Origin of the sequence: Aeromicrobium sp. CnD17-E, from assembly GCF_024124745.1 — a bacterium.
Classification (GTDB): domain Bacteria; phylum Actinomycetota; class Actinomycetes; order Propionibacteriales; family Nocardioidaceae; genus Aeromicrobium.
Genome location: NZ_JAMXRU010000033.1, coordinates 1 through 20,772, shown reverse-complemented (window position 1 = coordinate 20,772; position 20,772 = coordinate 1). Strand labels below are relative to the sequence as shown.

General features: G+C 72.5%; 19 protein-coding genes. 7 read left to right on the top strand and 12 right to left on the bottom strand.

Going from position 1 to position 20,772, the window contains the following annotated elements; genetic code table 11:
- Positions 1–10 precede the first annotated feature (10 nt).
- Genes NH339_RS08525 through NH339_RS08510 form a run of 4 tightly spaced genes read right to left on the bottom strand, consistent with a single transcriptional unit; the run spans position 11 to position 3,272 of the window.
- Positions 11–868 (bottom strand): hypothetical protein, encoded by an 858-nt coding sequence (locus tag NH339_RS08525; RefSeq protein WP_253024366.1) that lies wholly within the window; start codon positions 866–868, stop codon positions 11–13.
- Positions 858–1,544 (bottom strand): metallophosphoesterase, encoded by a 687-nt coding sequence (locus NH339_RS08520; protein ID WP_253024364.1) that lies wholly within the window; start codon positions 1,542–1,544, stop codon positions 858–860. The genes NH339_RS08525 and NH339_RS08520 overlap by 11 nt, the downstream gene beginning before the upstream one ends.
- Before the next feature lie 40 nt (positions 1,545–1,584).
- A complete protein-coding gene (locus tag NH339_RS08515; RefSeq protein ID WP_253024362.1) occupies positions 1,585–1,929 on the bottom strand; it encodes a DUF4233 domain-containing protein in 345 nt (114 codons plus the stop codon).
- On the bottom strand, positions 1,926–3,272 hold the full coding sequence (locus NH339_RS08510; protein WP_253024360.1) for a folylpolyglutamate synthase/dihydrofolate synthase family protein: 1,347 nt from the start codon (positions 3,270–3,272) through the stop codon (positions 1,926–1,928). The genes NH339_RS08515 and NH339_RS08510 overlap by 4 nt, the downstream gene beginning before the upstream one ends.
- 159 nt (positions 3,273–3,431) lie before the next feature.
- Here NH339_RS08510 and NH339_RS08505 point away from each other — a divergent pair, with 159 nt between their 5' ends.
- From NH339_RS08505 to valS, 5 genes are all read left to right on the top strand, one after another.
- A complete protein-coding gene (locus tag NH339_RS08505) occupies positions 3,432–5,603 on the top strand; it encodes an MMPL family transporter (RefSeq protein ID WP_253024358.1) in 2,172 nt (723 codons plus the stop codon).
- A gap of 10 nt (positions 5,604–5,613) precedes the next feature.
- Positions 5,614–6,159 (top strand): GNAT family N-acetyltransferase, encoded by a 546-nt coding sequence (locus NH339_RS08500; RefSeq protein ID WP_253024356.1) that lies wholly within the window; start codon positions 5,614–5,616, stop codon positions 6,157–6,159.
- A gap of 35 nt (positions 6,160–6,194) precedes the next feature.
- On the top strand, positions 6,195–7,190 hold the full coding sequence (locus NH339_RS08495) for a DUF2332 domain-containing protein (RefSeq protein WP_253024354.1): 996 nt from the start codon (positions 6,195–6,197) through the stop codon (positions 7,188–7,190).
- A 365-nt stretch (positions 7,191–7,555) separates the two neighbouring features.
- Positions 7,556–8,068 (top strand): hypothetical protein, encoded by a 513-nt coding sequence (locus NH339_RS08490; RefSeq protein ID WP_253024353.1) that lies wholly within the window; start codon positions 7,556–7,558, stop codon positions 8,066–8,068.
- Positions 8,069–8,204: 136 nt separating this feature from the next.
- Positions 8,205–10,787 (top strand): valine--tRNA ligase, encoded by a 2,583-nt coding sequence (gene valS, locus NH339_RS08485; RefSeq protein ID WP_253024352.1) that lies wholly within the window; start codon positions 8,205–8,207, stop codon positions 10,785–10,787.
- Between the two features lie 184 nt (positions 10,788–10,971).
- Here valS and NH339_RS08480 read toward each other — a convergent pair whose 3' ends face one another.
- The 6 genes from NH339_RS08480 to NH339_RS08455 form a co-directional block, all read right to left on the bottom strand.
- Complete coding sequence (locus NH339_RS08480) at positions 10,972–12,129, bottom strand: trans-acting enoyl reductase family protein (protein ID WP_253024351.1); 1,158 nt, start codon at positions 12,127–12,129, stop codon at positions 10,972–10,974.
- Between the two features lie 188 nt (positions 12,130–12,317).
- Positions 12,318–13,592, bottom strand: a complete 1,275-nt coding sequence (gene clpX, locus NH339_RS08475; protein WP_253024350.1) for an ATP-dependent Clp protease ATP-binding subunit ClpX — start codon at positions 13,590–13,592, stop codon at positions 12,318–12,320.
- Between the two features lie 133 nt (positions 13,593–13,725).
- Positions 13,726–14,328 (bottom strand): ATP-dependent Clp protease proteolytic subunit, encoded by a 603-nt coding sequence (locus NH339_RS08470; protein WP_067859031.1) that lies wholly within the window; start codon positions 14,326–14,328, stop codon positions 13,726–13,728.
- Positions 14,325–14,906, bottom strand: coding sequence for an ATP-dependent Clp protease proteolytic subunit (locus tag NH339_RS08465; protein WP_067861717.1), 582 nt, complete (start codon positions 14,904–14,906; stop codon positions 14,325–14,327). The genes NH339_RS08470 and NH339_RS08465 overlap by 4 nt, the downstream gene beginning before the upstream one ends.
- Before the next feature lie 153 nt (positions 14,907–15,059).
- Positions 15,060–15,833 carry an SDR family oxidoreductase gene (locus tag NH339_RS08460; protein WP_253024349.1) on the bottom strand — a complete coding sequence of 258 codons (774 nt, stop codon included), beginning with the start codon at positions 15,831–15,833 and terminating at the stop codon, positions 15,060–15,062.
- The gene (locus NH339_RS08455) at positions 15,833–17,047 is read right to left on the bottom strand and encodes a phytanoyl-CoA dioxygenase family protein (protein ID WP_253024348.1); all 1,215 of its coding nucleotides are present in this window, start codon (positions 17,045–17,047) and stop codon (positions 15,833–15,835) included. The genes NH339_RS08460 and NH339_RS08455 overlap by 1 nt, the downstream gene beginning before the upstream one ends.
- Before the next feature lie 128 nt (positions 17,048–17,175).
- Between NH339_RS08455 and NH339_RS08450 the strand changes: the two genes are divergently transcribed.
- Positions 17,176–18,207, top strand: a complete 1,032-nt coding sequence (locus NH339_RS08450; protein WP_253024347.1) for a LacI family DNA-binding transcriptional regulator — start codon at positions 17,176–17,178, stop codon at positions 18,205–18,207.
- Positions 18,208–18,355: 148 nt separating this feature from the next.
- Here NH339_RS08450 and NH339_RS08445 read toward each other — a convergent pair whose 3' ends face one another.
- Together NH339_RS08445 and NH339_RS08440 are read right to left on the bottom strand one after the other, a co-directional pair.
- Positions 18,356–19,144: a TIM barrel protein gene (locus tag NH339_RS08445; RefSeq protein ID WP_253024346.1), complete on the bottom strand. Its 789-nt coding sequence runs from the start codon at positions 19,142–19,144 to the stop codon at positions 18,356–18,358.
- A gap of 1 nt (position 19,145) precedes the next feature.
- The gene (locus NH339_RS08440) at positions 19,146–20,171 is read right to left on the bottom strand and encodes a Gfo/Idh/MocA family oxidoreductase (protein ID WP_253024344.1); all 1,026 of its coding nucleotides are present in this window, start codon (positions 20,169–20,171) and stop codon (positions 19,146–19,148) included.
- A 161-nt stretch (positions 20,172–20,332) separates the two neighbouring features.
- Between NH339_RS08440 and NH339_RS08435 the strand changes: the two genes are divergently transcribed.
- Positions 20,333–20,772 (top strand): LacI family DNA-binding transcriptional regulator (locus tag NH339_RS08435; RefSeq protein ID WP_253024342.1); only part of this gene is annotated, 440 nt, incomplete at its 3' end.

The window sequence follows — 20,772 nt, the reverse complement described above, 5'->3', positions numbered from 1 at the left end:
TCGGGGCGCGTCAGCGGCGCGGCGGCCGGGACCGGACCCGAACCTGCCCCATGACCTCGGCGTTCCAGTCGTGCTCGCGGATGAGGCGGTACCGCTCGCAGGCCACCCGCAGGTACGCGGCGGCCAGACGCTCCTTCGGCCCGCGGACGCCGGCGTCCTCGATGAGGCGCGCGACGGGCTCGAACTCCTCGGCGTACCAGCGCGCCGCCATCGTCGGCTTGTCCATGTAGGCGCGCTCGGCATGCATCGTCCGCGCCCCCCAGGCCTCGACGGTCTCGGCGATCTCGCCGTACTGCTCCGGGTGGTCGAACGCGATCGCCGCGCGCGCCTCCCCCGTGAAAGGGACGCGCTCCAGCATGAGCCGTCGCCAGTGCTTGAGCTCCAGGTCGGACCGGACGTCGACGCCTGTGGGGGTGAGCAGCGTGTCGACGGCGGTCACCCGCGCCTCGATCACCGAGTCCCCCATGCTCCGGGCCACGGAGACGCGGTGGTGCCCGTCGCGCACGAAGTAGTAGTCGCCGACCTGGTACACCTCGATCGGCGGGATGACCTCGCCCCGGCGGGTGGCCAGCGCCAGCCGCTCCCAGCGCTCGCGGCTGCGCGTCGACGTCGGGCGGAAGCGACGGTCGAAGTCGCGCTCCTTGTCGACGGACCCCACGATCGCGTCGAGCGGGATGACCTTCGTGCCGACGTAGTGCTCGCCACGGCGACCGAGGGCCTCCACGACCTCGTCGAAGGACAGCGACCGCACGACGTCGTCGCGGTCGTTGCGCAGCCGCGCCGCCAGCGACGCGAGCACCTGCGCACGGCGGGCGCGCAGGAAGTCGCTCTCGGCGTCCACGCGGGGCGAGCCGGAGTCACTGACCATCGGAGCCTCCTTCGGCGGCGACGCCGACCGGCCGACGGATCGGCTCGACGTCGATGAGCTGGTAGGGGATGACGTTGCGCAGCGTGGTCGGTCCGACCTGCCGGTCGGGCTTGGCCATGCCGTAGGGGTGGACGTGCCCGTGCAGGTGCCACGTCGGGCGCAGGACGTCGAGCACCTGGTGCAGCGCGTCGAAGCCCCGATGAGGCGGGTCGTCCTCGTCGCCGAGGCCGCTCGGCGGGGAGTGCGTGAGCAGCAGGTCGACGGGCTCGCCGCCGGCGCGGCGCAGGAGCCGCCGGGCGCGTCGCGCGAGCTGGCGCTGCGTGTACTGGTTGGCGCCGTGGCTGTAGCGGATGCTGCCGCCCAGACCCGCGATCCGCAGGCCCGCCGCCTCGACGACCCGTCCGTCGGCGCTCCTGCAGCCGAGCGGCCGCGGGTCGGCGTGCGGCATGCCGTCGCCGGTCAGCACCGCCCGCCAGCCGGTCGCGCGCGTGACGACCTCGGGGTCGTGGTTGCCCGGGACGAAGACGACCGGGACGTCCAGGGCCGAGGCCAGGAACTCGAGGTAGTCCCAGGGCAGGTCCCCCGTGCCGACGACGAGGTCGGGCGCGAGCCGGCGCACCTGCGGGTGGTGGATCGAGTCCACCACCTCGTCGGACACCGCCAGCACGCGCACCATGACCCCACCGTAGGCACCACAGGCCCGTGGCGCGAGGACGTCAGGCCGGGTCGGGGCCCTCCTCGGCCCAACGTCGCTTGTCCTCCTCGATCCGTCGGCCGAGCACGAACGCGCTGATCCAGAGGAGCGCGAACATGCCGCCCACGAAGAACATCGCCGGCACGAGGAAGCCGAGCGCGACCGACGCCACCTGGATGACGTGCCCGACGGTGTAGCCCCAGGGGCGGCGCAGCATGCCCGCGGTGAGGATGCACAGCACCGCCAGCCCCAGCCCGAGCGGGAGCGCGGTCGAGGCGGGCACGTCCTCGACGGTGATCATGACCGGGGTGCTGAGACCGAGGAGGATCGCCTCGAACGTGAGCATCGCGGCGCACATGCCCCTCATGCGGCACCGCCGGCCGATCCGCCGCCGAGCAGGATGCGCGCCTCGCCGGCCGTGACGACCGACCCGATCACCAGCACGCCACCGCTGCCGATCGCCTCCTCCATGCCCTCGCCGGTCTCGGCCATGGAGATCGCCCGCACGAGGGCGTCGTCGAGGCTGCGCACGACGGTCACGCGGTCCTCGCCGAACACCTCCTCGGCCAGCTCGCCGAGCTCCTCGGCGCGCATCGAGCGGTCGAGGCTGTTCTGCGTGCACACGACGTGCGCCAGGACGGGCTCCAGCTCGCGCAGCATCTCCTCGACGTCCTTGTCGGCCATGGCGCCGACGACGCCGACCAGCGGGCTGAACGTGAACGCGTCCTGCACCGTCTCGACCGCCGCCCGCACGCCGTGCGGGTTGTGGGCGGAGTCGACGAGCACGGTGGGACTGCGGCGCAGGACCTCGAGGCGACCGGGCGACGTGACCTCGCCGAACGCGGCGCGCACGAGGTCGGCGTCGAGCTCGGCGTCGACGAAGGCCTCCACGGTCGCGAGCGCCACGGCGGCGTTCTGCGCCTGGTGGGCGCCGTGCAGCCGCAGGAGCACGTCGTCGTAGCGCGCGTTGAGCCCCTGCAGCGCGACCTGCTGCCCGCCGACGGCGTTGAGCCGCTCGACGACGCCGAAGTCGACGCCCTCACGCAGCACCGTGGCGCCGACCTCGAGGCTGCGGCGCATGAGCACGTCGAGCACGTCGGGCTCCTGCGCGGCGAGCACCGCGTGCGATCCGGCCTTGATGATCCCCGACTTCTCGACGGCGACCTCGGCGGCGGTGTCGCCGAGGTAGCGGGCGTGGTCGACGGCCACCGGGGTGACCACGGCGACCTTGCCGTGCGCGACGTTGGTCGCGTCCCACGAGCCGCCCATGCCGACTTCGACGACGGCGGCGTCGACGGGCGCGTCGGCGAACGCGGCGAACGCCATCGCGACGGTCAGCTCGAAGAACGAGACCGGGTGCGGCTGGCTGTCGTCGACGACCTGCGCGTACGCGGCGACGTCGGCGAACGCCTCGACGAACTGCTCCTCGGTGAGCGGCTCGCCGTCGAGGCTGATCCGCTCGGTCATGCTCTGCAGGTGCGGGCTGGTGAACCGCCCCGTGCGCAGGTCGAGCGCCCGCAGCAGCGCGTCGACCATGCGCGCGGTCGACGACTTGCCGTTGGTGCCGGTGAGGTGCACGACGGGGTAGGCGTCCTGCGGGTCGCCGAGCAGGCGGCAGAGTGCGGTGATGCGCTCGAGCGACGGCTCGAGCCTGGTCTCGGGCCAGCGGCCCAGCAGGGCGGCCTCGACCTCGGCGTAGGTGGGGTTCATCACCGCCAGTATCCCAGGCGGCGCCGCACCCGCGTCGGTCGGCGCACAGGCCCGTCCCCGGGACCGGACCAGGGTTCCCACCCATTCCCTCGGGCACCCCGGGTCCGCCATGCTGGTCCCGCCGCGGCGAGCGTCGCGCGGAGGGTCGAGGAGGTTCCGATGGGCCGGCAGGTCAGCAGCTGGATCACGCACCGCTGGGGCAAGTGGCCGGTGCTCCTCGTCCTCGTCGGCCTGCTCCTCGGCCTCGGGCTGGCCTTCGGCACCAAGCTCAGCGACGTGCAGCGCAACGAGGCGTCGTCGTTCCTGCCGGCCGACGCGCAGTCGACCCAGGTGATCGAGCGGGCGTCGCGCTTCGCCGACCCTGACGTGCTGCCGGCGATCGTGCTCCTCGTGCGCGACGGCGGGGCCCGACCGCAGGACCTGCAGCGCCTCGTCGCGCTGAAGTCCGAGCTCGCCACCGTGCCCGAGGTCACCGGGGACGTCGTCGGGCCGATCCCGTCGCGGGACGGCGAGGCTGCCGAGCTGGTCGTGAACCTGCGCGTCGACGCCGACGCCGGGCTGGAGCGGCTCCCCGACGCGGTGCAGGAGCTACGCGACCTCGCGGAGAAGGACGCCGACGGCGCCGAGGTGTACGTCGCCGGTCCCGCCGCGCTCGGTGCCGACCAGGCGCAGGCGTTCGCGGGGATCGACGGCATCCTGCTGCTCGCGGCCGTCTCGGTCGTCGTCGTCATGCTGCTGCTGACCTACCGCAGTCCCGTGCTGTGGGTCATCCCGCTGTTCTGCGGGGTGCTGAGCGTGTTCGCGGCGCAGGGGGTGGTCTACCTCCTCGCGAAGCACGCCGGCCTCACCGTCAACGGGCAGAGTGCCGGCATCCTGTCGGTCCTCGTGCTCGGCGCGGGCATCGACTACGCGCTGTTGATCGTCGCGCGCTACCGCGAGGAGCTGCGCAACACCGCTGACCGTCACGAGGCGATGGCGCACGCCCTCCACCGGGCCGCGCCGGCCGTGCTGGCGAGCGGCTCGACGGTCGTGGTGGGCCTGCTCTGCCTGATGCTCGCGCAGATGCAGGCCACGGCCGGCCTGGGTCCCGTCGCCGCCGCAGGCATCGTCGTCGCGCTCGTGACGATGCTGGGGCTGCTGCCGGTGCTGCTGGTCGTGTGCGGACGCTGGGTGTTCTGGCCCTTCGTGCCGCACCACGGCGACCCGCAGCCCGCCGAGGACGGCGTGTGGGGCCGCGTCGGACGCCGCATCGCCCGTCGTCCTCGTGCCGTGTGGGCAGTGACGACCCTCCTCCTGGCGGTCTTCACGGTCGGACTCGTGCAGCTCGACGCCAACGGTCTCTCCGACGCCGAGCAGTTCACCACCGAGCAGCCGTCGATCGTCGCCGAGGGCAAGCTCGCCGAGCACTTCCCCGGGGGTGCGGGCTCGCCGGTCCAGGTGGTCGTCGACGCTGCGCACGTCGACGACGCGGCGGCCGCGCTGCAGGACGTCCGGGGCATCGCACCGGACTCCGTCTCCCGTCCCGTCGTGCGAGGCGACGTCGGCTACGTCGAGGGCACGCTGGAGGCTGCGCCGGACTCACGAGCCGCGTTCGACACCATCGACCGGGCGCGCGACGCCATGGCCGACGTCCCGGGCGACCCGCTCGTGGGTGGCACGACGGCGATCAACCACGACGTCCAGGAGGCCTCGGCGGCCGACACGCGCCTGATCATCCCCGTGGTCCTGCTCGCGGTGCTGCTGATCCTCGGCGTGCTGCTGCGCTCCGTGATGGCACCGATCGTCCTGCTCGTCACGGTCGTGCTCTCGTTCGGGGCGGCGCTCGGCATCAGCGCGCTGGTGTTCCGGCACCTGTTCGGGTTCGGCGGCACCGACTCCTCGTTCCCGCTCTACGCCTTCGTGTTCCTGGTGGCGCTCGGCATCGACTACAACATCTTCCTCATGACCCGCGTGCGCGAGGAGTCGCTCGTGCACGGCACCCGCCGTGGTGCTCTCGTCGGCCTCGCGGCGACGGGCGGCGTGATCACGTCGGCAGGACTGGTGCTGGCCGGCACGTTCGCCGCACTCGGGTCGCTGCCCATCGTGTTCCTCGCCGAGCTCGGCTTCGCCGTGGCGCTCGGCGTGCTCCTCGACACGCTGGTGGTCCGGTCGGTGCTGGTCACCGCCCTCACCCTCGACCTCGGTCGCTGGATGTGGTGGCCGAGCGCGCTGTTCCGCACCGACGGCGGTCACGCGACGTCGACCGGGCACGCCGTGACCCACCACGTCGCCGACGCCGCGCACCCGGCGGAGCCCGTGACCGGCCACGACTCCCCCGAGCACCGCGCCTGAGGGGACCGACGTGCAGGTCGTGGTGGTCGAGCACGGGGCCTTGTTGCCATGGCTGGGAGGGCTGCGTCGACTGTTCGACGCCGAGTACCTCGCCGAGCACGGGGCCTGGGACCCGGAGCAGCCCTACGGCTACGCCCCGGCCGACCTGCACGTGGTGGGGAGTCTCGACCGACGGGTGGTCGCCCACGTCGGCCTGCAGCGACGGACGATCGGTGTCGGTGACGTCGACGTGGTCGTCGCCGGGGTCGGGGGTGTGCTGGTGGCTCACGCGGCTCGAGGCTCGGGCCTGGGACGAACGGTCCTGCGGGAGACGGCCCGCGCGGCGCGCGAGGTGGCTGCGGCTGACTTCGCGTACCTCGGCTGCCGTGAGGAGGTGGTGCCGTTCTACCGGTCCTGCGGATGGACGCGCACCAGGGTCCGCGAGCGCAGCCTCAGCACGGTCGACGGCGCGCCCGTCGTGCAGGAGCCGGGGCCGCCGGTCCTGCTGCATCCCGCCGGACGTCCAGTCGCCGACTGGCCGGACGGTGACGTCGACCTGCGGGGCCGCCCCTGGTAGCGCCGTGGGCGCGGCGCTCGGGGCACACTCGGGACGTGGACCTCTGGCACGACCTCGCCGACCAGTACCGCGCGTTCGCCCGGGACGCGGCGGACTCCCCCACCTTCGCCGCATGGTCGGCGGCCGTCGCCGAGGACGCCGAGGTGCTGGCGTGGCTGGGCAGCCTGCCCCGGCTGAAGCAGCAGCCGAACCTCGTCCTCGCCGCCGCGAGGCTGCACGGCGTGCCGGCGCCCGGGCCGTACGCCGCCCTCCGTGACGCCCTCCTGGGCGACGGCATCGACGGCCCCGTCCGCGCCACGATCCTGTCCCGCTCGACGCAGACCAACGAGGTCGGCCGGCTCGCGACCCTCGTCCCTGCGTTCGCGCTCCTGGCGGCACGCCACGGCGGCGCACCGCTGTCGCTGCTGGAGGTCGGGGCGAGCGCCGGCCTGTGCCTCTACCCCGACCGCTACACCTACCGCTGGCGCACGGACGACGGCGACGTCGTCGTCGGCACCGGTCCTGGGCTCGCCTGCGACGTCACGGGGCCAGCGCCCCTCCCCCGGCGCGTCCCCCCGGTCGCCGCACGTCGCGGGATCGACCTGAACCCGCTCGACGTGACCTCGCCAGAGGACGTGGCCTGGCTCGAGACGCTCGTCTGGCCGGAGCACGACGACCGCCGCGCCCGGCTCCGCGCCGCGCTCGAGGTCGCGCGTGCCGACCCGCCGCACGTCGTCGCGGGCGACCTGCTCACCGAGCTGCCGCGGCTGGTCGAGGAGGCCGCGGCCGACGGACCGGTCGTCGTGCTCCACAGCGCCGTGATCGCCTACCTCGACGACGCCCAGCGGGTCGCGTTCGACGAGCTGGCCCGCGGCCTCGTCGCCGACGGCGCCTGCCACTGGGTGAGCAACGAGTCACCGGGCGTGCTCCCGTCGATCACCGCCAACGCCTCCTCCCCCGCTCCCGAGCACCACGCGTTCGTGCTCGGGGTCGACGGCCGGGCCGTCGCGTGGACCCACGGGCACGGCCGCACGCTGCACTGGCTCGCCTGACCGCACGCGACCTGGACGCTTCACTCGGATCCGGAACCCGACTACGCTCCTGCGCATGAGCGAACCGGGGGGACGCGAGCCGTTCTGGGACGTGGTGCGACGACGCGATCCCGACGTCGACATCGTGCTGCTGCCACCCGCAGGGACGACACCGCCACCGCCCGTCGGCGGCGAGCCGGTCACGGCCGAGGAGGCGCACCGCGTCGCCGACCGGCGGGCCAGATCGTCGCGGGCAACGACGACGGCGTGCTGTCAGCCGAGCACCGCCACGACCCGTGGTACGGGCCGATGCAGGACCCCGAGGAAGATCGACAGCCTGTGCGCCGAGACACGGGGTTCGAGCAGTGAACCGTGCTAGGAGAGGAATGATCGTCGTGGGTCTCGTGAGCCTCCTGCTGACCGGCTGCGGGGGCGGCGACGACGTTCCCGAGGGCCGTGAGGGACTGACCGTCATCAAGACTCGCGCCGACCGTGGACTCGCCGAGGCCACCGCTGCGGTGCGAACCGAGATCGGCGCCGAGCCGCGCGACGCGCGAGGCGCCTACGTCCAGGCGGGGTACTCCGGCGCCACCCTCCTCTACACCTACGAGGCACAGGCGACGTTCCGGACGCGGCAGCCGACCGACGTCGACGACGTCCGCACCGCTCTCGTCGACCTCGATCTCGACACATCGAAGGTGCTGGACGGGCTCGAAGGGGGACTCAGCATCACCGCCGGCGCCGAGGACCACGTCGTGTCCGTGGACCTCGACGCCGCGCGGACCACACTCACCGTGACGTCGCGGTCCTCCGGAGCGGAGATCAAGGCCTCCACGCTCTCCACGAAGGAGAAGGTCGACCTCCGCGAGCCCAAGCCGCTCTCCCTCGACCTGGACTGAGCGCCACCGCCATCCCGCCCACGGCCCGGCACCCCCGTTGCACCCCTCCGCCGCCCACGGCCCGGCACCCCCGCCGGACCCGTCCGCCGCCCACGGCCCGGCACCCCCGCCGGGCGACCTCCTAGACTGTCCTCCCGTGACCACCGCACAGAACCGCGTCCCCGCCAAGCCCGCCCTCGAAGGTCTCGAGGAGCGGTGGAGCGGGGTATGGGCCGAGCAGGGCACCTACGCGTTCGACCGGACGAAGAGCCGCGACGAGGTGTACTCCATCGACACCCCTCCGCCCACCGTCTCGGGCTCGCTGCACGTCGGCCACGTGTTCAGCTACACCCACACCGACCTCGTCGCCCGCTACCAGCGGATGAGCGGCAAGGAGGTGTTCTACCCGATGGGCTGGGACGACAACGGCCTGCCCACCGAGCGTCGGGTGCAGAACTACTACGGCGTGCGCTGCGACCCGTCGCTGCCCTACGACGCCGACTTCACCCCGCCCGCCAAGCCGGATCCGAAGAAGCAGGTGCCGATCAGCCGGCGCAACTTCATCGAGCTGTGCAACGAGCTGGTCGTCGAGGACGAGAAGGTCTTCGAGAAGCTGTGGCGCACCCTCGGCCTGTCGGTCGACTGGAGCCAGACGTACACGACCATCGGCGCCGACGCGCAGGCCACGAGCCAGCGCGCCTTCCTGCGCAACGTCGGCCGGGGCGAGGCGTACATGCAGGACGCGCCCACGCTGTGGGACGTCACCTTCCAGACCGCGGTGGCGCAGGCCGAGCTCGAGGCGCGCGACTACCCGGGCGCCTACCACCGGGTGGCGTACCACCTGCCCGACGGCAGCCGCGTGCACGTCGAGACGACGCGGCCGGAGCTGACGCCCGCCGCCGTCGCGCTCATCGCGCACCCCGACGACGAGCGCTACTCCCACCTGTTCGGCGGGACCGCCACGTCGCCGCTGTTCGGCGTCGAGGTGCCGATCCACCCGAGCACGCTCGCCGACCCCGAGAAGGGCTCCGGCATCGTGCACTGCTGCACGTTCGGCGACCTGACCGACGTGCAGTGGTGGCGCGAGCTGCAGCTGCCCAACCGCACCGTGATCGGTCGCGACGGCCGGGTGCTGCGCGAGGTGCCGGAGTGGGTCGCGGGCGGCCCGGGAGAGCAGCTGTGGGCCGAGCTGGCCGGCAAGACGACGTTCAGCGCGCGCGAGGCGATCGTGCAGGCACTGCGCGACAGCGGCGACCTCGACGGCGAGCCCCAGCCGACGCAGCGCGTCGCCAACTTCTACGAGAAGGGCGACAAGCCGCTCGAGATCGTCTCCACCCGGCAGTGGTACATCAAGAACGGCGGGCGAGACGCCGACGTGCGCACCGAGCTCGTGGCCCGCGGGAACGACATCACCTGGGTGCCCGCCTACATGCAGAGCCGGTACACCAACTGGATCGAGGGTCTCAACGGCGACTGGCTGATCAGCCGCCAGCGCTTCTTCGGCATCCCGTTCCCGGTCTGGTACCGCCTCGACGCGGAGGGCCAGCCCGACTACGACGACCCGATCTTCGCCGCCGAGGACACCCTGCCCGTCGACCCCGCGTCGCAGGCCCCGCCCGGCTTCGAGGAGGCCCAGCGCGGCCAGGCCGGCGGCTTCGTCGCCGACCCCGACGTGCTCGACACCTGGGCCACGTCGTCGCTGACCCCCCAGATCGTGTGCGGGTGGGAGCGCGACGCCGACCTCTTCGCGCGCACGTTCCCGATGGACCTGCGCCCGCAGGGTCACGACATCATCCGCACCTGGCTGTTCTCGACCGTCGTGCGCTCGCACCAGGAGTTCGGGCAGGTGCCGTGGAGCCACACGGCGCTCTCGGGCTTCGTGGTCGACCCCGACCGCAAGAAGATGAGCAAGTCCAAGGGCAACGTCGTCGTGCCCGACGAGATCCTCGACAAGTACGGCGCCGACGCCGTGCGCTGGCGCGCTGCCCTCGCGCGTCCCGGCTCGGACTCCCCGTTCGACGAGACGCAGATGAAGGTCGGGCGACGGCTGGCGATGAAGGTGCTCAACGCGAGCAAGTTCGTGCTCGCCGCGCCCGAGGACTACGGTCTCGGCGCGACCGCCGCCGACCTCGACGTCGCCCGCGTGACCGAGCCGCTGGACCGGTCGGTGCTGGCGGCACTCGGCCGCGTCGTCGAGCAGGCCACCGCTCACTTCGAGGCGTACGACTACTCGTCGGCGCTGGAGGTCACCGAGAAGTTCTTCTGGGACTTCTGCGACGACTACCTCGAGCTCGTCAAGGAGCGTGCTCGCCGCGACGACGAGGGCGGGACGTCGGCGAAGGCCACGTTCGTGCTCGCGCTGTCGACCCAGCTGCGTCTGCTCGCCCCGTTCCTGCCCTACGTGACCGAGGAGGTCTGGAGCTGGTGGCAGGAGGGCTCGGTGCACCGCGCGTCGTGGCCGACCGCCGCGGACGTGGCCGTCGACGGTGACGTCGCCCTGCTGCCGACCGCCGCCGAGGCGCTCGCGGGCATCCGCGGCGCGAAGTCGGTGGCCAAGGTGAGCCAGCGCACCGAGGTGACGGCGGTGACCGTCCGCGGACCGCAGGCGTCGCTCGACCGCCTCCTGCTGGCCGTCGACGACGTCAGGGCCGCGGGTCGCGTGACCGGTGAGCTGACGACGTCGGCCGACGACTCGACCACCGAGCTCGTCACCGACGCCACCCTCGCCCCCACCGACTAGTCCCCTCCTCGGTGCTCGTTTGGGTGGGGCCCCACCCAAACGAGCACTTCCGGCGCATGTTTGCGTGGGGGCGAGCAGGTTTCCGTGGGGCCCCACCCAAACGCGCTCCCGCGGCGGATGTTCGCGCGGGGGCGAGCAGGCTTCCGTGGGGCCCCACGGAAACGCGCGGCGTCCGCGCGAGCGGTCAGGCGGTCTCGAGGGTCTCGAAGCGGATGCCGGCGGCCTGGAGGCGCTCGATCAGCGGGCGGCCCATCGCGACGGCGGTGGTGGTCTGGCCAGCGACCTTCGGCACGTCGTCGAAGGCGAGGCACAGCGCCGACTCGCTGAGCATCTTCGCCGTCTCGTCGTAGCCCGGGTCGCCGCCGCTCACCTGCGTGACGACCCGCTTGCCGCCGCCCTCACCGACCAGGCGGAGCGAGAACCACGACGACGCCCGCTTCTCGGGGCTCGGGCCGTCGCCCTGGGCGCGCAGCTTCAACAGGGCCTTGCGGGTCGGCGCGAGCTGCGAGCCCGCGAGCAGGACGCCCGCCCCGACCACGGTCCCGGCCAGGACAGGGAGCTTCTTGAACTGCGCGAAGTGGGAGTAGGTGAACTGCGGGCCGTAGCGCTCGAGGGCGCGCGCCGAGCGCAGCACGACCTGCGGGTCGATGGTCGGCAGCGGGAGCGCCCAGCCCTTCCCGCCAGCGCCTCGCCCGATCGAGCCGCCGCCGCGGACCGAGCGGCCCTGCGGACGCTGCTCACGCTGCTTGCGCTCCTTGGCGGTGGCGGCCGACTGGCGCAGCCGCGAGAACGCGCCGATCGCCGAGTGGTAGGTGCCGCCCGACGCGGTGCCCCCGGCGCGGATGTAGCCCTTCACGTCGATCGGGACGCCCTCCGGCAGCTGCTCGACGGTGTACAGCACGCCGAGGTCGTAGGGGATCGAGTCGAAGCCGCACGCGTGCACGAGCGTCGCGCCGGTGCGCAGCGCGGTCTCCTGGTGCTCCAACCAGGTGCGATCGACGAACTCGGGCTCGCCGGTCAGGTCGACGTAGGCGATGCCCGCCTCCGCGGCCGCCCTGACGGCGGGGTCGCCGTGCTGGACGTACGGACCGACGGTCGAGATGAGCACGCGTGTGCCCTCAGCCATCGCCCGCATCGAGGCGGCGTCGGACACGTCGGCCAGCACGATCTCGGGCGCCGTGCCGCCGGCGGCCTCGACCTCGTCGACCACGTTCTGCAGCTTGGCGGCGCTGCGCCCGGCGACGGCCCAGGTGCCGCCCTCGGGTAGGTGGGTGCCGAGGTAGACGGCGGTGAGCGTGCCGGTGAACCCGGTAGCCCCGAACAGGGTGATGTCGACGGTCATGACGTCGACCCTAGCGGGCCGCGGGACGCTCCTCCCGAGGCAGACGTCGTCCTCCCCCGGCATCCTTGCCTCGGGAGGACGACGTTTACCACGGGACCGTGGTGAAGCCCGTCCGCCCTCGGCATGCTTGCCTCGGGAGGACGACGTTTACCACGGGACCGTGGTAAACCGTTCGGACGGATGAACCGTCAGGAGGCCTTCTTGGCCACTTCGTCGCGGGTGAGGACGGTCGGGCCCTCGTCGCCGCGGACGGTGGCGCCGGTGACGACGACCTTGGCGACGTCGTCGCGCGAGGGGATGTCGTACATGACGGGCTGCAGCACGTGCTCGATGATCGAGCGCAGACCGCGGGCGCCGGTGTCGCGGGCGAGCGCGAGGTCGGCCATGGCCTCGCAGGCGTCGTCGGTGAACTCCAGCTCGACGTCGTCGAGCTCGAAGAGCCGCACGAACTGCTTGGTGAGCGCGTTGCGCGGCTCGGTGAGGATGGAGACCAGCGCCGGCTTGTCGAGCTTGTCGACCGCGGCGATGACCGGCAGACGGCCGATGAACTCGGGGATGAGGCCGAACTTCAGCAGGTCCTCCGGCAGCACCTGGGAGAACAGCTTCTCCGGGGCCGTCTCGGGCTTCTTCTCCGCGACACCACCCGTGTTGAACCCCAGGCCGACCTTGCCGCTGCGCTGCTCGATGATCTCCTCGAGCCCGGCGAACGCGCCGCCGACGATGAACAGCACGTTGGTGGTGTCGATCTGGATGAACTCCTGGTGCGGGTGCTTGCGTCCGCCCTGCGGGGGCACCGACGCGGTGGTGCCCTCGAGGATCTTCAGCAGCGCCTGCTGCACGCCCTCGCCCGACACGTCGCGGGTGATCGACGGGTTCTCGGCCTTGCGCGAGATCTTGTCGACCTCGTCGATGTAGATGATGCCCGTCTCGGCCTTCTTGACGTCGTAGTCGGCGGCCTGGATGAGCTTGAGGAGGATGTTCTCGACGTCCTCGCCGACGTAGCCGGCCTCCGTGAGCGCGGTGGCGTCGGCGATCGCGAACGGGACGTTCAGCATGCGCGCCAGCGTCTGGGCGAGGTAGGTCTTGCCGCAGCCCGTGGGGCCGACCATGAGGATGTTGGACTTCGCCAGCTCGACGCCGTCGTCCTTGGCGCGTCCGGTCGTGGCCTGGGCCTGCACGCGCTTGTAGTGGTTGTAGACGGCCACCGCGAGGTTCTTCTTCGCGTTGTCCTGGCCCACCACGTAGCCGTTGAGGAACTCGAAGATCTCGTGCGGCTTGGGCAGCTCGCCGAGGCTCAGCTCGGCGCCCTCGGCCAGCTCCTCCTCGATGATCTCGTTGCAGAGGTCGATGCACTCGTCGCAGATGTACACGCCGGGGCCGGCGATGAGCTTCTTGACCTGCTTCTGGCTCTTGCCGCAGAACGAGCACTTCAAGAGGTCGGCGGTCTCACCGATGCGTGCCACGGGCGCGCTCCCTTCCGTCGAACGAACACTCACGACGCGGACGTCGTGTCGCCAGCCTCACACTACCGGCCGGCTCGGACCACCACCTGCGAACCGGCGACGCCACGCGCGTGTCGTGGCGTCGCCGGGTCGGTCAGACGGCGGGGGTCTTCAGCGAGTCGAAGACCTGGTCGATGATCCCGTACTCCTTGGCCTGCTCGGCCGTCAGGATCTTGTCGCGCTCGACGTCCTTGCTGACGTCCTCGGGCGTCTTGCCGGTGGCGTCGGCGATCATCTGCTCCATCAGCGAGCGCATGCGCAGGATCTCGTTGGCCTGGATCTCCAGGTCGGAGATCTGGCCGCCGGTGCCCTCGGTGTACGGCTGGTGGATGAGGATGCGGCTGTTCGGCAGCGCGTAGCGCTTGCCGGGCGTGCCGGCGGCCAGCAGGACCGCGGCGGCGGAGGCCGCCTGGCCCAGGCAGACGGTCTGCACGTCGGACTTGAGGTAGCGCATCGTGTCGTAGATCGCCGTCATCGCGGTGAACGAGCCACCCGGGCTGTTGATGTACAGCTGGATGTCACGGTCGGCGTCCATCTGCTGCAGGCAGAGCAGCTGCGCCATGACCGCGTTGGCCACGTCGTCGCTGATCGGCGTGCCGACGAAGATGATGCGGTCCTCGAACAGCTTGGCGTAGGGGTCGATGCGCCGGAACCCGTAGGACGTGCGCTCTTCCCACTGGGGGATGTAGTAGCTCATCGTGCAACCTCTCCGGCGCTCTTGATGACCTGGTCGATGAAGCCGTAGTCCTTCGCCTGGTCGGGCGTGAACCAGCGGTCGCGGTCGGCGTCGGCCTCGATCTGCTCGATCGACTGGCCGGTGTGCAGCGACTGCAGCTCGTTGAGCTGCTTCTTGAGCAGGATGGACTGCTGCGCCTGGATCTTGATGTCCGACGCGGAGCCGCCGATGCCGCCCGAGGGCTGGTGCATCATGATGCGCGCGTGCGGCAGCGCGTAGCGCTTGCCCGGCGCACCGGCGGCCAGCAGGAACTGCCCCATCGACGCGGCGAGGCCCATGGCCACGGTGGCGACGTCGTTGGAGATGAACTGCATGGTGTCGTAGATGGCCATGCCGGAGTCGACCGAGCCGCCGGGGCTGTTGATGTACAGGAAGATGTCGGCGTTCGGGTCCTCCGCGTTGAGCAGGAGCATCTGTGCGCAGATCGCGTTGGAGTTGGAGTCGCGCACCTCCGACCCGAGGAAGATGATCCGCTCGCGCAGCAGGCGCTGGTAGATGTGGCCGTCGAGGTCGGAGGGCCCGACGTCGGTGCCGGCCATCATGCGCAGGCCCGACGCGTCCGGACCCGGACCGTGCTGGGTGCTGACGTCTGGTGTGTTCACGTTCTCGACCCTAGAGGGCGAAGGGGCGCGAGACACGCGCGAACACGCCCTGTTCGCTGACAGCGTGACACGGCTCGCGCCCCGACCCGGTCAGTCCGAGGTGCCCACGACGGTCTGGTCCCAGTCCATGACCGAGCCCGTGACGACCCCGCTCGCGTCGCTCAGCAGCAGCACGACGATGCCGGCCGCGTCCTCGGGCGTCGCGAGCCGCCCGGCGGGGAGGCGCTCTGCGGCGCGCTCCCGCCAGTCGTCGCCGGCGTCGTGGAAGCGTCGCTGGATGACGTCCTCGCCGTCGGAGTCGGTCCAGCCGATGTTCACGCCGTTGACGCGCACGCGGTCGAACCGGTGGGCGTAGGCGGCGTTCTTCGTCAGCCCGGCGAGCCCGGCCTTGGTGGCGGAGTACGGCGCGAGGTGGGGCTGTCCACCGTGCGCGCTCATGGTGAGCACGTTGACGACCGAGCCCGGCTCGCCGCGGCGGACCATGTCGCCGATCGCGGCCTGCATGAGGAAGAACGGGCCGCGCAGGTTCACCGCGACGTGCTGCTCGAACATCTCCGGCGTCGTGTCGAGCACGCTGCCGCGCTCGGTGAACCCGGCCGCGTTGACCAGTCCGTCGACCCGGCCGTGGGCGGCCACGGTGGCCTCCACGGCAGCGCGGCACTCGTCGACGTCGGCCACGTCGCAGCGCACGAACCGGGCGTCGCCGAGGGCGGACAGGTCGGCGACCGCCGCCTCGCCGACGTCGGCGCGACGTCCGGTGACGACCACCCGGGCGCCCTCGCGGAGCGCGGCCTGGGCGATGGCGAGACCGACGCCCTGGGTGCCTCCGGAGACGAGGACGACGCGGTCGTCGAGGGAGCCCATCACCCGGCTCCGTCCGTGCGACGCCGCGCGGCGTACGCGCCGAGCGCCTGGCCGACCTGGTCGGCGTCGCGGCCGGCGGCGAGCGCCTGCTCGACGATCTCCGCCTGCGACAGCGGGGTCATGCCGTCGACGGGCTGGTCGAGGTCGAGGTTCGTCGGGAACGGGTAGCCCTCCGCGACCGAGGCGACCACACGACGCAGGGCGGCGTCGGACCAGCCGGCGGCCTTGCGCTCCAGCAGCGTCGGGTAGACCGCCGTCGTCGCGCGGGCCCGGTCGACGGCCTCCATGGCACGCCCGAACGCCGACGAGACCTGCAGCAGGTTCGCGACCCGCTGCACGTCGGCCGAGACGTTGCTGCCCGCGCCGTGCAGCAGGGCCGGGTTGAAGAACACGGCGTCGCCCTTCTCCAGCGGCAGCTGCACGTGGTGCTCGGCGAAGTAGTCGCGCACGTCGTCGCGACGGTAGGCGAGGTAGCCGGGTCCGTACTTCTGCGAGTGCGGCAGGTACAGCGTCGGGCCGCTCTCGACCGGCATGTCGACGTGCGCGACCGCGCCCTGGAGCGTGAGGACGGGCGAGAGGAGGTGCACGTGCGCCGGGTAGCGCGCTGCGACCTCGTCGGACAGGAAGCCGAGGTGGTAGTCGCGGTGCGGGTCCTGGGCCACGCCGCCGGGTCGGACGACGTTCACCTGCGACGTCACCTGGTAGGCGGGACCGAGCCACGCGGTCGACACGAGGGCCAGCACGTCGTTCGCGTAGTAGTCGACGAACGTGGCGGGGTCGGTGACGGCCAGCTTCTCCAGCGCGTTCCAGATGCGGTCGTTGGCACCGGGCTTGGCGAAGTGGTCGCCCGCTGCTCCTCCCGCGGCCTTCTCCTGCGCGATGACCTCCTCGAAGGCGGCCGTGGCGCGGTCGACGACGTCGTGGTCGTCCCAGGCGCCCTTGAGCACGACGATCCCCGGTCCGTCGGTGAGCGCGTGGACGAGCTCGGCGCGCACGGCGTCCTCGCCCTCGGGCGACGCGACGGCAGCGCGCAGCGTCGCCGAGGCGTAGACGACGACGCCCTGCTCGACGCCGGCGGCGTGGGGGTAGTCGTCGGCGCGGGTGGGCTCGGACACGACCTCGACGAGGTCGGCGAGGCGCACGTCGTCGGGGGTGAACCGCGCGCGGCGCGCGGCGGCTCGGTCGGCAGGGGCGGTGTGGTCGACGAGACTCATGCTCGGCTCCTCGGGTCGGGCGGGGCGGGTGGGTACGGCACCACGCTAGGTCCGTCCGTGGGTGCGTGGGGCGTCGAGAACCCCTCAAGAACACCTCAGGAAGGGGTCGCGAGCACTAGGCTGCGCGGGTGCCCCACCGTCACAAGGTCCGCGAGATCGCGCAGCAGAGCGGACTGAGCGAGGCCACCGTCGATCGCGTGCTGCACCGACGCCCTGGCGTGCGCGCGGCCACCGTGGCCGAGGTGGAGCGCGCCGTCGAGGAGCTCGACCGGCAGGCGTCCCAGCTGCGGCTGGTCGGGCGCACGTTCCTGCTCGACCTCGTCATGCAGGCGCCCGTCCGGTTCAGCACGGCGGTGCGCGCGGCGCTGGAGGCCGAGCTGCCGTCGCTGCGCCCCGCGGTCGTGCGCTCGCGGTTCCACCTGCGCGAGGAGGCCGACGTCGGTGCCATGGTCGCGACCCTGCGCGACGTCCGACGTCGACGCTCCCACGGCGTCGTGCTGAAGGCACCTGACCACCCCGACGTCGCGGCCGAGGTCGCGGCGCTGTCCGACGCAGGCGTCCCCGTGGTCACGCTGGTCACCGACGTGCCACGCAGCCGTCGTCTGGCGTACGTCGGCATCGACAACGCGGCCGCCGGCCGCACCGCCGCGTACCTGGTGGCGCAGGCCGCCCCCGAGTCGGGTGCGGTCCTCGTGACCCTGAGCCGCAGCGACTTCCGCGGCGAGGAGCAGCGGGTGGAGGCGTTCGTCGACGCGCTGGCCGACCTGGCGCCGGACCGTCGCGTCGTCGACCTGACGGACACCGACGGCCTCGACCCGACCACGGGTGCGGGGGTGCGGGAGGCGTTGGCCGCCCACCCCGACGTGGACGCCGTCTATTCGGTAGGCGGCGGCAACCGCGCGACGCTCGACGCGTTCGCCGACGTGGGACGCTCGCCGCAGGTCTTCGTCGCCCACGACCTCGACGCCGACAACACCGAGCTGCTGCGGACCCGCCGCGTCCACTACGCCCTGCACCACGACCTGCGCGCCGACACCCGTCGGGCCTGCCGCCTCCTCCTGCAGCACCACGGCGCCCTCCCCGGCGCGCCGACGTCGGTGCCGTCGCAGGTCCAGGTCGTGACGCCGTTCAACCTCCCCCGCGCCTTCACCACCCCCTGAGCCCGCCCCGCGCCCCGCTCAGCGTGACCAGCCCCCGTTGAGCGTGACGTCTGAGGGGCAGATCCCGTCGACTCGCCCCGCAGACGTCACGCTCAGCGGGGGTGGGGGCGCGGAGGTGGGGAGGGGCGAGTGTCGCGCGGGGTGAGGGTCAGACGGTGAAGGCCTCGCGGAAGGCGTCCATGGCACGCCGGCTCCCGTCGACGGAGGGGTCGCTCGCCCACGCCTCCATCGCCACGACGCCGGTGTAGCCGGCGTCGGCGAGGGCCTGCGCCACGAACGACCAGCGCACCTCGCCCGTGCCCGGCTCGCAGCGTCCGGGCACGTCGGCCACCTGCACCTCGCCGGTGTACGGGACGGCCGCGCGCACGAGCTCCACGAGGTTCCCCTCGCCGATCTGCGCGTGGTACAGGTCGAGGTTCATCCGCAGGTGCGGGCTGCCGACCGCGCGCACGAGGGCGAGCGTGTCGGCGGCCCTCGCGAACGGCGTGCCGGGGTGGTCGACCGCCGTGTTGAGGTTCTCCAGCACGTAGGTGACGTCGTGCCGCTCGGCCAGCTCGGCCACCCGCTCGAGCGTGCGCACCGCCGCGACCCAGTCCTCACCCGTCGTGACCGCGACGGGCCGCACCGGCAGGCCGCCCTCCCCCAGGCCCGTGCCGTGGATGTTGAGGGACGGGCAGCCGATCGCCTGCGCGAACGGGATCGACTCCTCGGCGGTCCGCAGCAGGTCGTCGGCGCCGTCCTGCGTCGTGAGGTCGCCCGTGACGTAGCCGGTCATCGACGTGAACGACGCGCCGGTCGCACGCAGCGCCTCGGCGTCCTTCTGCGTCCAGTCCCAGATCTCGACCGCGAAGCCGGCGTCGTGGATGTGCTGGACCCGTGCGAGGTGGGGCAGCTCGGTCAGGACCATCTCGGAGCAGATGGCGAGGGTGAAGCCCATGTCAGTCCTCCTGGGGGACGCTGGTGGCGACGGCCGCGCGGCCGCCGGTGGTGACGGAGTCGATGCACGCCTGCGCGACGGCGAAGGCGGCGAACGCCTCGTCGCCCCCGACGGCCGGCGGGCGTCCTTCGCGGACGGCCGCGCACAGCTCGGCCAGCTCGTCCGTGTAGGCGTCGCGCAGCAGCTCCGTGTCGCTGTGCGCCGTGCTCGCGGTGCGACCGCTCTCCCCGTGCACGCGCAACGACGACGACGCACCCTCGCCCATCGTGACCATGCCCTCGCTGCCCAGCACCTCCCCGCGGACGTCGTAGCCGTACACGGCGGCGAAGCTCGCCTCCGCCGTGCCGATGGCGCCGTTCGAGTACCGCACGACCACGGTGGCGTGGTCGAGCAGCGTCGCGTGGCCGGGGAACAGCAGCGAGTCGGCCGTGGCCACGACGTCGACGGCGCGCGCCCCGGGGTTCAGGAAGTTGAGCGTGTCGAAGTCGTGGATGAGCGTCTGCGTGAAGATCGTCCAGGGAGCGACGCCGGCCGGGTCGGACGGACCCCGTCCGGGATCGCGGGTCAGCGAGCGCAGCTGACGGACCTCGCCCAGCCCCCCGCTCGCGACGAGGTCCCGCGCCTGCGCGAACTCGCGGGCGAAGCGACGGTTGAAGCCGACCTGGAACACGACGCCGGCCGCGGCGGTGGCCCGACGCGCCTCGTCGATCTCGGTGAGCGACATGCCGGCCGGCTTCTCGCAGAAGACGTGCTTGCCTGCGTCGGCGGCGGCCACGACGAGGTCGCGGTGGGCGACCGACGAGGCGGCCACGACGACCGCATCGACGTCGGCGGCGCCGAGCACGGCGTCGACCTCGGTCTCGCCGCGCGCCCCCAGCGGTGTGGCGACGGAGGCCGCGGCTCCCGGACGGGGGTCGACGACGGCGACCAGGTGCGCGTCGGGCACGCGGCGCGCGAGGGTCTCGGCGTGGGCCGCACCGATGCGGCCGGCGCCGACGAGCGCGATGCGGACGGGGGTGGAGGTCATGGTGGTCCTTCGGAGGGGGTGGGAGTGCCGGAACGGCGCGCGACACCGCGAGGTCTAGAACGTTCTAGTAGAACGTTCTAGGGAAGGGTAGGGTGTGACCACGTCCAGCGTCAACGGGTCGCCCGTCCCGCACGCTCGACGTCCGGACGACAGGAGCACCGATGGCGCGCACGACCCTCGCCGACGTCGCGCGCGAGGCCGGTGTCTCGGTGGCGCTCGTCTCGATCGTCATGCGTGACGCCCCCGGCGCCAGCGACGCGACCCGCGCCCGCGTCCGCGACGTCGCGGACCGGCTCGGGTACGTGCCCGACCAGCGCGCCCGACTCCTGCGCAGCACGGACACCCGCCTGCTCGGCGTCACGTTCGACCTGCACCAGCCGTTCCACGGCGACCTCGTCGAGCACCTGTACGCCGCAGCCGCCGACCACGGGTACGACGTCGCGATCAGCGCGGTCGCGCCCTCGCGCGACGAGCGGTCGGCGGTGCAGGCGTTGCGCCGCGAGCGCTGCGACGCGCTCGTCCTGCTCGGGCCCGACCTCTCCCCCGACGAGCTCGCGGCGCTCGGCGCCGACCTGCCGACCCTCGTCGTCGCGCGCCGCAG